At 61.4% G+C, this 12585-nt stretch carries 10 protein-coding genes; 2 read left to right on the forward strand and 8 right to left on the reverse strand.

All coding sequences use genetic code 11. The features are described from left to right. The 5 genes from JFT63_RS22735 to JFT63_RS22755 form a co-directional block, all read right to left on the reverse strand. Positions 1-562 (reverse strand): substrate-binding domain-containing protein (locus JFT63_RS22735; protein WP_198844822.1); only part of this gene is annotated, 562 nt, incomplete at its 3' end. A 138-nt stretch (positions 563-700) separates the two neighbouring features. Continuing rightward, the gene (locus JFT63_RS22740; RefSeq protein WP_057704153.1) at positions 701-1564 is read right to left on the reverse strand and encodes an SMP-30/gluconolactonase/LRE family protein; all 864 of its coding nucleotides are present in this window, start codon (positions 1562-1564) and stop codon (positions 701-703) included. Positions 1565-1580: 16 nt separating this feature from the next. Beyond that, on the reverse strand, positions 1581-3161 hold the full coding sequence (locus JFT63_RS22745) for an aldehyde dehydrogenase (NADP(+)) (RefSeq protein WP_198844823.1): 1581 nt from the start codon (positions 3159-3161) through the stop codon (positions 1581-1583). Positions 3162-3171: 10 nt separating this feature from the next. After that, entirely contained in the window at positions 3172-4164 is a 993-nt protein-coding gene (gene araD1 / locus JFT63_RS22750; RefSeq protein ID WP_198844824.1) for an AraD1 family protein, read from the reverse strand. 16 nt (positions 4165-4180) lie between these two features. Further along, positions 4181-5503, reverse strand: a complete 1323-nt coding sequence (locus JFT63_RS22755; RefSeq protein WP_198844825.1) for an MFS transporter — start codon at positions 5501-5503, stop codon at positions 4181-4183. A 192-nt stretch (positions 5504-5695) separates the two neighbouring features. On the opposite strand from JFT63_RS22755, the gene JFT63_RS22760 reads away from it, so the two are divergent. Continuing rightward, entirely contained in the window at positions 5696-7432 is a 1737-nt protein-coding gene (locus JFT63_RS22760; RefSeq protein ID WP_057704149.1) for an IlvD/Edd family dehydratase, read from the forward strand. 48 nt (positions 7433-7480) lie between these two features. Beyond that, positions 7481-8203, forward strand: a complete 723-nt coding sequence (locus JFT63_RS22765; protein WP_057704148.1) for a FadR/GntR family transcriptional regulator — start codon at positions 7481-7483, stop codon at positions 8201-8203. A gap of 15 nt (positions 8204-8218) precedes the next feature. Here the strand turns inward: JFT63_RS22765 and JFT63_RS22770 are convergent, their stop codons facing one another. The 3 genes from JFT63_RS22770 to JFT63_RS22780 form a co-directional block, all read right to left on the reverse strand. Then, complete coding sequence (locus tag JFT63_RS22770; protein WP_057704147.1) at positions 8219-8824, reverse strand: hypothetical protein; 606 nt, start codon at positions 8822-8824, stop codon at positions 8219-8221. A gap of 294 nt (positions 8825-9118) precedes the next feature. After that, entirely contained in the window at positions 9119-11260 is a 2142-nt protein-coding gene (locus tag JFT63_RS22775) for a TonB-dependent siderophore receptor (RefSeq protein ID WP_198844826.1), read from the reverse strand. Positions 11261-11445: 185 nt separating this feature from the next. After that, the gene (locus JFT63_RS22780; RefSeq protein WP_198844827.1) at positions 11446-12537 is read right to left on the reverse strand and encodes an NADH:flavin oxidoreductase/NADH oxidase; all 1092 of its coding nucleotides are present in this window, start codon (positions 12535-12537) and stop codon (positions 11446-11448) included. Positions 12538-12585 lie beyond the last annotated feature (48 nt).

Genomic DNA, 12585 nt, shown 5'->3' on the forward strand with positions numbered 1-12585 from the left:
GGGATTTGATCGAGCCGTCGGTGCGCTTCTTGCCGGTGTCGAGTTCGTTGAAGGTGTTGATCACCGCATAGGTGTCCTTCCAGTCCCAACCGCGTTTTTTCGCTTCGGCGGCCATCGCCGCGCCCTGTTTCTGGCCCACTTCAAACGCAGCCATGCCCAGGTACGGCACGTCCTCCATGAAGTTGCCCTTGGCGTCGACAAAGCGGTCATCCACGGCCATCACTTTCAGGCCGTTGACCTTGGCCTTGGCGACGATGGCCGGGCCCAGGGACACGTCCGGTGGGCAGATCACAAAACCCTTGGCGCCGTTGGCGGCCAGGCTGTCGATGGCCGAGAGGGTCTTCTCGCCATCGGGCACGGCGATCTTGATCACCGTGAAGCCATGCTCCTTGCCGGCTTTTTCGGCAAAGGCCCATTCAGTCTGGAACCAAGGCTCTTCGGCCTGCTTGACCAGAAAACCGATCTTCACTTCTTCAGCAGCCAGCAACAGGCCGCTCAAGCTCATGGCCGAGACCGCCACAGCGGCGCAGCACAGGGAACGCAAACCACGACGATGATTCATACGGGTGACTCCTTGTTGTTGTTTTAGGTAGAGCTTTGTAGGAGCAAGCTTGCTCGCGAAAAACCCGAGGGCGACGCGTTCATTCAGCATGAACGCGTTATCGTTGACGTTTTTCGCGGGCAAGCCCGCTCCTACAGGTTATCCAGCGAAGCGGTGACAGGGTTTGCCTGGCACATCGACTTCAATCGCCAACAGCGCACCGTCCAAAGGGTGGTCCAAGGGACTCGCGGCACTGGTGATATACAAGGTGGTGAGGCCGGGCCCACCGAACACGCAGCTGGTGGGACGGCTGACCGGCAGTTCGATGATGCGATCCACTTCACCCGAGGGCGTCAGACGCAGCAAGCAACTGCCGTCCCAACGGGCATTCCAGATGTAGCCCTCGCTGTCCATGGCTGAGCCGTCCGGCCCACCGCGCTCGTGGGGTGCAAACCACACCTGGGCGGGTTCGAGCTGGCCGTCGGCCTGGATCGAATGCTGATAGAGCGTGCCGTCCATGCTGTCGCCGAAGTGCACCTGGCTGCCCTCCTCGTTCCAAAGCAAGGTGTTGGGAATGCCCAGGCCGGTCAGCAACGGCGTGACGCGCGCATCGGCATCGACACGAAACAGGCCACCGGAACGCCGGGTGATGGGCAGGTCTTCGCCCTGCTCACCGATATTGTTCTGCATGGTGCCCAGCCACAGCCGGCCCTGAGCATCGCAGCGCGCTTCGTTGCCACGGTTGCCCGGCTGCGGGTCGGCCACGCACAGCAGGGTCAGCGCTTTCGTCGCCAGGTCCAGGCGGTACACGCCGCTGCTCAAGGTCACCAACGCATCGCCGCTTTCACACGGAATAAACGCCGAGACATGCTCGGGCAACTGCCACACCTGCAACTGCCCGTCCATCCAGCGCAGAGCCTGTTTGGCGGCGATATCCACCCAATAAAGCGCCTGGGATCGAACATCCCAGAACGGCCCTTCGCCCAACCGCGCACGGTGTGGGGTGACTGCGCTCAACGACATGAAACCTCCTGATGACTTACAGCGATTCTCGAGACGGTGCGCCATCCACCAAGCGCTGGATACGCAACGGGTTGGCGTTTTTCAACGCGTCGGGCAGCAGGCTATCAGGGTAATTCTGGAAGCACACGGGGCGCAGGAAACGGTCGATGGCCAGGGTGCCGACCGAGGTGCCCCGGGCGTCGGAGGTCGCCGGGTACGGCCCGCCGTGCACCATCGAATCGCAGACTTCCACCCCCGTGGGGTAACCATTGAGCAGGATGCGCCCGACCTTCTGCTCCAGCAGCGGCGTCAGCTCGGCGAACTGTTGCAGGTCAGCCGGTTCGCCGATGATCGTGGCGGTCAACTGGCCGTGCAGCCCACGCAGGGCGGCGCCGAGCTGGGCCTGGTCGGCCACTTCGACAAACACCGTGGTAGGCCCGAACACCTCTTCTTGCAGCACTTCGTCGCCGTCGATCAACAAGCGTACATCCGCCTTGAACAGTTGCGGTTGAGCCTGGTTGCCCGCTTGCGCGCTGCCCGCCAAATGCTGGACGCCCGGGTGAGACAGGAGTTTTTCCAGACCCTTGCCGTAGCTGGCCAAAGTGCCGCTGTTGAGCATGGTTTGCGCCGGTTGCTCACCGATCAATTGCGCGACCTGCTGCGTAAACGCGGTGAACGCAGGCGTTGCGATACCGATCACCAGTCCGGGGTTGGTGCAGAACTGGCCGCAGCCTTGCACCACCGAGGCCGTCAGGTCACGGGCGATGCTCTCGGCGCGCGTTTGCAGGGCCTGAGGCAGCACGATGACCGGGTTGATGCTCGACATTTCGGCAAACACCGGGATCGGTTGCGGGCGTGCGGCCGCCATATCGCACAGGGCGCGACCGCCCTTGAGCGAACCGGTGAAGCCAACCGCCTGGATGGCCGGGTGCTTGACCAACGCTTCACCGACACCGCCGCCGAAGATCATGTTGAACACGCCCGCAGGCATTTCGGTAGTTTCGGCTGCACGGATAATCGCATCGGCCACGTGCTCGGCGGTCGCCATGTGCCCGCTGTGCGCCTTGAACACCACCGGGCAACCGGCGGCCAGCGCAGCGGCGGTGTCACCACCGGCGGTAGAAAACGCCAGGGGAAAGTTACTGGCGCCGAACACGGCCACCGGGCCCAGGCCGATACGGTATTGGCGCAGGTCCGGACGCGGCAACGGCTGGCGATCCGGCAGGGCTTTGTCGATACGCGCACCGTAGAAATCACCACGGCGCAGCACGGTGGCGAACAGGCGCATCTGGCCGCTGGTACGCCCGCGCTCGCCTTTGATGCGGGCGGCCGGCAATGCGGTTTCGCGGCAGACCAACTCGACAAAATCATCACCCAGGGCGTCCAGTTCATCGGCCACCGCATCCAGGAACTGCGCACGCCGTGCGGCGCTCAAGGCGCGGTAGGCCGGGTAAGCGGCCGCTGCGGCTTTGGCGGCGGCATCCACCTCTTGCGGGGTGGCCTGGAAGAAATCCTGTGGCAAGGCTTCGCCGGTGGTGGCATCGATACTCTGCAGCTTGACACTGCCGTTGGCGCTGCGCTGGCCGCCGATGTAGTTGTGGCCGAGAAACTGGGTCATGGAGATCTCCTTAAAGGGTGGTGACTTGGCCGGGTTCGAATACCGCGTCCACCGTGCCGATACCGTTGATCAATGGCGCACCGAATTCGGCCTGGCTGATCTGGAACACATCGCCCGGTTGGGTACGTATACCGTCGGCGAATGACAGGGTGGCGGTGCCGAAGAAGTGAATATGCACATCGCCCGGTTTGAGGAACTGGCTGTATTTGAAGTGGTGGTATTCAAGGTTTTCCAGGCTGTGGCACATGTTGGCCTCGCCGCTGAGGAACTCGTTCTGCCAGATCACTTCGTCGTTACGCAGGATGCGGCTGGTGCCGGCCAGATGCGCGGGCAACTCGCCCACGCGCAGCTCCGGGCCATAGCTGCAACTGCGCAGTTTGGAATGGGCCAGGTACAGGTAGTTCTTGCGCTCCATCACATGGTCGGAGAACTCGTTGCCCACCGCGAAGCCCAGGCGATACGGCTTACGGTCGTGACCGATCACGTAGAGGCCGCCAATTTCCGGCTCTTCGCCGGCGTCTTCGGCAAACGGCGGCACCGGGAAGGCTGCGCCTGGGCGCACGACGATGCTGCCGTCGCCCTTGTAGAACCACTCCGGTTGCACACCGGCCTGGCCAGCCGCGGGTTTGCCGCCTTCCACGCCCCATTTGAAGATGCGCATGGTGTCGGTCATCGCACTGTCGTCACCGGCCTGCTGGTGCATCTTGTCGCGGGCCGAGGCACTGCCCAGATGGGTCAGGCCGGTGCCGCTGATCAGCATATGGGCTGGGTCCGGGTGGTCCAGCGGCGGCAGGATTTTCAGCTCGGCCAGCAGCGCCGCGTAGTCATGACTGGCGCCCAGGCCCAGGCTCTGTACCTTTTGCTGCAAGTTAACCCCGGCTTCGATGGCGGCCAGGGCCAATTCGCGCACGCTGTGTGCGCCCTGCACTTCCCGCAGGGTGTTGCCTCCCACCACGCCGACGCGGCGCTCACCGTTGCTCAACTCGAACTGAACTAAACGCATACAGGTTCTCCTGGATTTAAGTACGTGTGGCGCCACGGGCGCTGGCGGCAAATTGATCGACGGGCAGGACGTGCTTGCGCTCCAGCAAGCGGTAGACCACAAAGGTCAGCAGCAAGCCGAACAGCATCACGCCGCACAGGAAATACAGGCCCGAGGCCAGGTTGCCGGTGTATTCCTTGAGCGCGCCGATCACGAACGGGCCGATATAGCCGCCAAGGTTGCCCACCGAGTTGATCAAGGCGATGCCGGCCGCCGCGCTGGCTCCGGCAAAAAACCGCCCTGGCAAAGTCCAGAACACGGCGGTGCAGGAAAACATCGCAAACGCCGCCAGGCACAGCGCAGCCATCTGCAGCACCGGCACACTCAGCCAGGCGCTGCAAAACAGGCCGATGGCGCCGAGCACATAGAGCACGGCGAGGTGGCCGTAACGGTCGTTCAAACGATCGGAACTGCGCGGGATGATCAGCAGGCCGATGATGCCGAAGATATACGGCACCGCAGAGATGAAGCCGGTGGTGAGGTCGCTGCCACCGAACTGCTTGATCAGGGTCGGCAACCACAGGCCCAGGCCGTAGATGCTCAGGGTCACCGGCAAATAGAACAGTGCCAGCAGCAGCACGCGTTTGTCTTTGAGCGCATGCAGCGGGTTGCCATGCCGGGTCTGCCCGTAGGCTTGCAGGTCTTTTTCCAGCTCACCGGTAAGCCAGGTCTTCTCTTGCTCGCTCATCCAGTTGACCTGTTTGGGACCGTCGGGCAGGTAGCGCAGCACCGGCCAGGTCAGCAGGATCGCCGGGGTGCCGATCACGATAAACAGCCACTGCCAGCCGTGCAGGCCGAGGATGCCGTCCATGCCGAGCAAACCGCCGGACACGGGGCCGGTGATCATCATTGCAATGGGTTGGGAGAGAATGAATAGCCCGAGGATCTTGCCGCGATGGCGCACCGGGAACCACTGGGTGATGTAGTACAGCACGCCAGGAAAGAACCCGGCTTCCGCCGCGCCCAGCAGAAAGCGCATCACGTAGAAACTGTGCGGCCCTTGCACGAAGGCCATGCCGATGGTGATGGCGCCCCAGGTAATCATGATGCGCGCGAACCAGCGCCGTGCGCCGAAGCGGTCGAGCATCAGGTTGCTGGGGATCTCGAACAGAAAGTAGCCGATGAAAAACAAGCCTGCGCCCAAGCCATAGGCAGCATCACCGATGCCGACGTCGGCGCCCATGTGCAACTTGGCGAACCCTACAGCGGAACGGTCCACATAGGCGATCAGGTACAGCAGGATCAGGAAGGGAATCAGTTTCAGCGTGAAGCGCCGAATAAGCCGCAGTTCCTGGCTCATGGGGGTCGATCTCCGATTGTTGTTTTTATAGAAGCTCGGGGGACGCCTCTCGCGAAATCCGCCAGGGTCATACCTCAGTTGAGAAAGACTATATAGTATGACTATTTGCAAAACAACACTTCCAAATCAGCGATTTTGCGCTTATGTTTAAGCACGCATAGAACATATAGTCATACAATAAGAGAATCGATCATGCCTGACAAAAAGCCCGGCCTACGCTCCGCCCAGTGGTTTGGTACCGCCGATAAAAACGGCTTCATGTACCGCAGCTGGATGAAGAACCAGGGCATTGCCGACCACCAATTCCATGGCAAGCCGATCATCGGCATCTGCAACACCTGGTCGGAGCTGACCCCATGCAACGCGCATTTCCGCCAGATCGCCGAGCACGTCAAGCGCGGCGTGATCGAGGCCGGCGGTTTCCCGGTGGAGTTCCCGGTGTTCTCCAACGGCGAATCCAACCTGCGCCCTACCGCGATGCTCACTCGCAACCTGGCGAGCATGGATGTGGAAGAAGCGATTCGCGGCAACCCGATTGATGGTGTGGTGCTGCTGACCGGCTGCGACAAAACCACCCCGGCGCTGCTGATGGGCGCCGCCAGTTGTGATGTCCCGGCTATCGTGGTCACCGGCGGGCCGATGCTCAATGGCAAACACAAGGGCCAGGACATCGGCTCGGGCACGGTGGTGTGGCAGCTGAGCGAGCAGGTCAAGGCCGGCACCATCACCCTGGATGACTTCCTCGCGGCCGAAGGCGGTATGTCGCGCTCGGCAGGCACCTGCAACACCATGGGCACCGCATCGACCATGGCGTGCATGGCCGAGGCACTGGGCACGTCCCTGCCCCACAACGCGGCGATCCCGGCGGTGGATGCGCGGCGATATGTGCTGGCGCATATGTCCGGTATGCGTGCGGTGGAGATGGTGCGCGAAGACTTGAAGCTGTCGAAGATCCTCACCAAAGAAGCGTTTGAAAACGCGATTCGCGTAAACGCAGCCATCGGCGGTTCGACCAACGCGGTGATTCACCTTAAAGCCATCGCCGGGCGCATCGGCGTGGAGCTGGACCTGGATGACTGGACCCGCATCGGGCGCGGTATGCCGACCATCGTCGACCTGCAACCCTCGGGGCGCTTCCTGATGGAAGAGTTCTACTACGCCGGCGGCCTGCCTGCCGTGCTGCGTCGTCTGGGTGAAGCCAACCTGATCCCCCACCCGAACGCCTTGACCGTCAACGGCAAGTCTCTGGGCGAGAACACCAAGGATTCACCGATCTACGGCCAGGACGAAGTAATCCGCACCCTCGACAACCCGATTCGCGCCGACGGCGGCATCTGCGTGTTGCGCGGCAACCTGGCGCCGTTGGGTGCGGTGCTCAAGCCATCCGCCGCCAGCGCCGAACTGATGCAACACCGTGGCCGTGCGGTGGTGTTCGAAAACTTCGACATGTACAAGGCGCGCATCAACGACCCGGAGCTGGACGTGGATGCCAACTCGATCCTGGTCATGAAGAACTGCGGCCCCAAGGGTTACCCAGGCATGGCCGAGGTCGGCAATATGGGCCTGCCGGCCAAACTGCTGGCCCAGGGCGTGACCGACATGGTGCGTATTTCCGATGCACGCATGAGCGGCACCGCCTACGGCACGGTGGTCTTGCACGTGGCCCCGGAAGCTGCTGCCGGCGGGCCGTTGGCGACTGTGAAGGAAGGTGACTGGATCGAACTTGATTGCGCCAATGGCCGCCTGCACCTGGACATCCCCGACGCCGAGCTGGCGGCACGCATGGCTGATCTGGCGCCACCGCAAAAGCTGATCGTCGGCGGCTATCGCCAGCTGTATATCGACCATGTGCTGCAAGCCGACCAGGGCTGCGACTTTGACTTCCTGGTGGGCTGTCGCGGAGCAGAAGTCCCACGGCATTCCCACTAATTGGGATGCTATGATGCGGCGAATTTAAGCCAGAGCCTGCCCGTCGTTATGGATCACCAGCCGCCCAAGCCGCGCAAGAGCCAGCATGCCCAGATCGTTCAGGACCTGGGCATGCACATCGTTTCCGGTCGCTTCAAGCCCGAGGAACGGTTGCCCATGGAAGCCACGCTGTGCGAGGAATACCAGGTCAGCCGCTCGGTATTGCGCGAGGCGACGCGAGTGCTCAGCGCCAAGGGCCTGGTGTATTCCAAGCCACGGGTGGGCGCGGTGGTACGGCCACGCTTGAAATGGCACCTGCTCGACCCGGACGTGCTGTCCTGGTTGATGCAGTCCACGCCCCACAGTGAGTTCTTCAACACCCTGGCCGGGGTGCGGCGCATCCTCGAACCGGAAATCGCCGCCATGGCAGCGACTACCGCCACCGATGAAGACATCGCCACCATCGAACACGCCTACCAGGGCATGGAAACCGCCAAGACCCACGAGGACCTGTTGCAGGCCGACCTGGACTTCCACCGGGCGATTGCCGACGCCACCCGTAACGACCTGCTCGCCTATATGTGCAACATGCTCTCGCTGCCGCTGCGCGAGTCGATCAATATCACCAACCGCCGCCCGGATATCCAGGGCCTGAGCCTGCCCCGGCACAAGGCAATCCTCACCGCCATCCAGAACCGTGATGCGCTGGGTGCAAGGCATGCCTCGCTGGTGCAACTGGATGACACGCGGGTGGCGCTGGATACGGTGATGAATGTGTTGACGCCTTTGTAATCCGCGCTGGCGCACTCATTCCTGATTGTTACTGTTGTTGTTGGCTCTGGGGCAAGTGTTATCACCCTCTTTTTTCAGCGCCAGCACTGCCTGTCGCTCAGACAACAAATGCGTAATGGCCCCGCCGATAGCGGCGGAAATAAGCGCCAGGGCCTCTTTGGGCAGATTGATCGCCGCCCAGGTCAACCCGCCGATCAGCAGGATGACAAACAGGATGTTGAAGCGCGACACGCCGAGTTTGATCGAGCGCACGATATCGGAGGTGTCTTGCATTTTTTCGAAGCGTTTGAGGTTTTCAAACTTGCGCACCGATTCCAGCGTTTCCAAATAGTGTGTTTCGGCCCTCTTCAGTTTCTTGATCACATCGGCCTCCGTCATGACCTCCTCGATCTCGATCCTGACCAGGCTGATATTGGCCGCTGGCCGACTAAGGATTTCCGAACTCAACGAACTCTCGGCAAGCTCGGCCAAGAGATACGTGTATGACGTCTCGCTGATCTCCTTGGCATATTTTTGCATGGCTGAGGTGTAGCACTTGGTGGCGTACCGGGTGAACAGCCGTTCGGCATCGTTGGTTTTTTTAATCAGTTCATCGGTTTCACTGGCCAGTTCCCGTTCCATTTTTAATATCCCTATTAAGCGTGGCTTCGAAAAGCGATAAGCGCCGACTACTACGCTGACACGTTAGCGGCAAACATCCCTCGCGGGGCGTTCACTGTCTACTGTCAAACCTGACAGTAGCGCACATGAAAAGGTGTGAGGGAGCTTGCTCCCACGCCTGTGTAGGAGCGAGCTTGCTCGCGAAAAACTCACAGGCGCGGCTTTTATTCAGGAAGCTTGCGCTATCGTTGACGATTTTCGCGAGCAAGCTCGCTCCTACAGAGGGCGAGCCTACATTTGGAACCGTGTACAGCGTCAGAGGGTGTAGGAGATTCCGACCTGCACTGTGCGTGGCGCACCGGGATACGCGTAGATATTGCCGAACGCGCCTTCCTCATACTCGCGGTTGAACAGGTTCTTCACGTCCAGGTTCAGGCGCACCTGCTCGTTGACCTTGTAGTAACCCAGCAGGTCGACCACGGTGTAGGCGTCCATCGAGAAGGCCGTATTAGCAGTCTGGCCGGCGCGCTGGTCGACGTACTTGCCGCCCGCGCCCAGGCCCAGCCCTTTCAGTGCGCCGTCCTGGAACTCGTAGACGTTGAGCAGGCTGAAGCTGTTGCGCGGGATGTTCATCAAGCGGGTGCCGGAGCGCAGCGTGGTGTCGCGGGTCACTTCGGCGTCCACGTAGGCGTAACCGCCAATCACACGCCACTCGGGTGTGAGGTTGCCCGCCACGTTCAGGTCAAATCCGCGGCTGCGCACCTGGCCGGTCGCGACATTGAGAGTGCTGGTGGGATCAGCCGGGTCGATGGCCAGCACGTTTTTCTTTTCGATCTGGTAGATAGCGGCGTCGACGCTCAGTTGGCGATCAAGTGCTTCCCACTTGATCCCCATCTCGTAGGACTTGCCTTTCTCCGGCGCGAAACCACCGCCTTCGCGGCTGGCGCCGGTGTTGGGCTTGAACGAACGGGCGGCGTCGGCATAAACCGCGACGGTATCGGTGAGGTCGTAGATCACGCCCACACGCGGGGTGACGGCGTTGTCGGCGGCCTGCCAGTTTTTATCGCGTGACACATAGTTTTCGTAATCATGCTCAAAGCGTTCGAAGCGCGCACCGGCCAGCACTTTCAAACGTTCGGTCAAGGCGACCTGATCCTGCACAAAAGCGGCGTAGGTCTTGAGGTTTTCTTTATCGTGGGTGGGCGTGCGGGTCAGTGCCGGACGCGTTTGGCCGTACACCGGGTCAAAGATGTCAATTGGATAGGTGCCGGCATCAGCGCTTGAACGCTGAATGATCGACTTATAGTCGTAATCCTCGTACTCGATACCGGTGAGCAAGGTGTGATCGAACCCGCCGGTGGAGAAGTGGCCGGTCAGATTGAGCTGATAGTCCTTGTCGGTCCATTCCAGCTTGCGGTAGTTGAAGTTGCGTTGCAGGGTCCGGCCATCGGCGCCCAGGCTACCCGGCCCATTGGCCTCGATGGCGTTGCCCTTCAGGCTGCCGTCCAACCATTGGAAACCGCCGCCCAGGGTCCAGTTGTCGTTAAGCGCGTGTTCGAAACGCAACTGCGCCATGTTGTTGTCGTTGTGCAGTTTGCCGGCATCCTTGTCGCCCCAGAATGTATCGCGCGAGGGGGTGCCACGCTGGCTGGGGAAACGCGTCAGGCCGCGGTCCAGCGGGTGGTTGTTGCGCATGAAATCGCCTTCGAAGGTCACCTTGGTGTCATCGGTGGCCTGCCAGGTGATCACCGGCGTCACGCCGTAGCGCTCGGTCTCGACATGATCACGGAAGGTGTCGCCGCCCTCGCCCACTACGTTGAGGCGATACGCCAGGCGGCCCTCTTCGTCCAGCGGGCCGGACGCATCCAGGGTGCCGCGCTTCATGCCCTGATCATTCAACTGGCTGCCCAGGGTCACGGTGCGTTCGGCCAAGGGTTGCTTGGACACCACGTTGAACGTACCACCGGGGTCGCCACGGCCGTAAAGCATGGTCGCAGGGCCACGCAAGACCTCAAGACGTTCGATGGTGTTGGCATCCGGCATGTTCGGGTAACCGCGGTTGATCGGGAAACCATTGCGGTAGAACTCACCGGTGGTGAAGCCACGCACGGTGAAGGTGGTCAGGCCCTGGCCGCCAAAGTTGTTGGCGCGGCCCACGCCGCCGGCATAGTCAAGGGCATCTTGCAGGCGTGTTGCGCCGATATCCTCGACCACATCTTTGGAGACCACGCTGATGGACTGCGGGGTTTCATGAATGGAGGTGTCGGTGCGCGTCGCACTGGCTGAACGGGTGGCGTGGTAGCCCTGGACCGGGCCTTGCGCCGTCTCGAAGTGCGCGGTGGCAGTCACATTGGTGGCTTGCAGTTCGATACTGGCTTTTTCAGCAGGAGCATCCTCTGCCCAGGTGAAGGGGGAAAACGCCTGAAGCACACAGATTGAAATCAGGGTACGACGCATGGATGTAAACCTAGTGAATGAGCCAGATGGGGCGGCAAACCTGCCAATAATTCGCCGCGCATCATATCTCAGCGCATTCTCGTTTGATATCGGTTCTCATTTGTTATTTTTCGAGTATCGGCGTTGTAACGAGCGGCGAAAAAAAGCCACTCAATCGAGTGGCTCATATCACCGGCTGGCTGGCCTCAACGGTAGCGTTCCAACCAATGCGCGTAAGGCGCCGGCAAGGTCCAGGACGACTTGTCCACGCCCAGCTCCTTGGCAGCAAAATACGCCCAATGCGGATCGGCCAAGTGCGCACGCCCTACCGAAACCAGATCCAGGTGACCGGCCTGCAGCGCGCCTTCGGCCAGTTGCGGAGTACCAAAACCCCACGCCGAAGTCACCGCAATACCGGCCTCACGGCGCACACGCTCAGCGATTGGCCCCATGAACGCCGGGCCCCACGGGATGTTGGTGTCGGGGATGGTGAAGCCGACACTGACGCTCAACAGGTCCAGGCCACCGGCCTTGAAGCGGCGCGCCAGTTCGATGGATTCAGTAAGTGTCTGCTCGTCGCGGCCGTCGTATTCGATCACGCCAAAGCGTGCGGTCAGTGGCAGGTTTTCCGGCCAGACTTCACGCACGGCGGCCAGGGTTTCCAGGAGGAAACGGCTACGGTTATCGAAGCTGCCACCGTAGGCATCGGTGCGCTGGTTGGAGTGCTCGGAGAAAAAGCTCTGGCCCAGGTAACCGTGGGCGAAGTGCAGCTCGATCCATTCAAAACCGGCATCGCGGGCGCGACGGGCGGCATCGACGAAGTCTTGCTGGACGCGGGCGATGTCTTCCAGGGTCATAGCACGCGGCACGTTGGGCAAATGGGCGCCAAACGCAATGGCCGACGGCGCGATAGTTTCCCAACCGCGGGCATCGGACGCCGGGATGTGGTCATCGCCTTCCCATGGGCGGTTGGCGCTGGCTTTACGGCCCGCGTGGGCGATCTGGATGCCCGGCACCGAACCTGCGGCCTTGATGGCCTTGACCATCGGCACGAACGCCTGTGCATGGGCATCGCTCCAGATACCGGCGCAGCCAGGGGTGATACGTCCTTCCGGCGCGACTGCCGTGGCCTCGACCACCAGCAGGCCGGCGCCGCCACGGGCCATGCCGGCCAGGTGCACGTGGTGCCAGTCGTTGACCATGCCGTCCTCGGCCATGTATTGGCACATCGGCGGGATGGCAATGCGATTGCGCAAGGTAACGTCTTTGAGTTTGAACGGTTCGAACAATGCGGACATCAGATACTCCGAGAGAAGGGTGTGTGATTCGATAGTTCGATGGTAATC

Origin of the sequence: Pseudomonas sp. MF7453 (genome assembly GCF_016405455.1) — a bacterium.
Taxonomy (GTDB): domain Bacteria; phylum Pseudomonadota; class Gammaproteobacteria; order Pseudomonadales; family Pseudomonadaceae; genus Aquipseudomonas; species Aquipseudomonas paralactis.

Coding starts and splice junctions, on each gene's coding strand:
- JFT63_RS22740 (WP_057704153.1), bottom strand. CDS start 1,564: ATGTCGTTGAGCGCAGTCACCCCACACCGTGCGCGGTTGGGCGAAGGG.
- JFT63_RS22745 (WP_198844823.1), bottom strand. CDS start 3,161: ATGACCCAGTTTCTCGGCCACAACTACATCGGCGGCCAGCGCAGCGCC.
- araD1 (WP_198844824.1), bottom strand. CDS start 4,164: ATGCGTTTAGTTCAGTTCGAGTTGAGCAACGGTGAGCGCCGCGTCGGC.
- JFT63_RS22755 (WP_198844825.1), bottom strand. CDS start 5,503: ATGAGCCAGGAACTGCGGCTTATTCGGCGCTTCACGCTGAAACTGATT.
- JFT63_RS22760 (WP_057704149.1), top strand. CDS start 5,696: ATGCCTGACAAAAAGCCCGGCCTACGCTCCGCCCAGTGGTTTGGTACC.
- JFT63_RS22765 (WP_057704148.1), top strand. CDS start 7,481: ATGGATCACCAGCCGCCCAAGCCGCGCAAGAGCCAGCATGCCCAGATC.
- JFT63_RS22770 (WP_057704147.1), bottom strand. CDS start 8,824: ATGGAACGGGAACTGGCCAGTGAAACCGATGAACTGATTAAAAAAACC.
- JFT63_RS22775 (WP_198844826.1), bottom strand. CDS start 11,260: ATGCGTCGTACCCTGATTTCAATCTGTGTGCTTCAGGCGTTTTCCCCC.
- JFT63_RS22780 (WP_198844827.1), bottom strand. CDS start 12,537: ATGTCCGCATTGTTCGAACCGTTCAAACTCAAAGACGTTACCTTGCGC.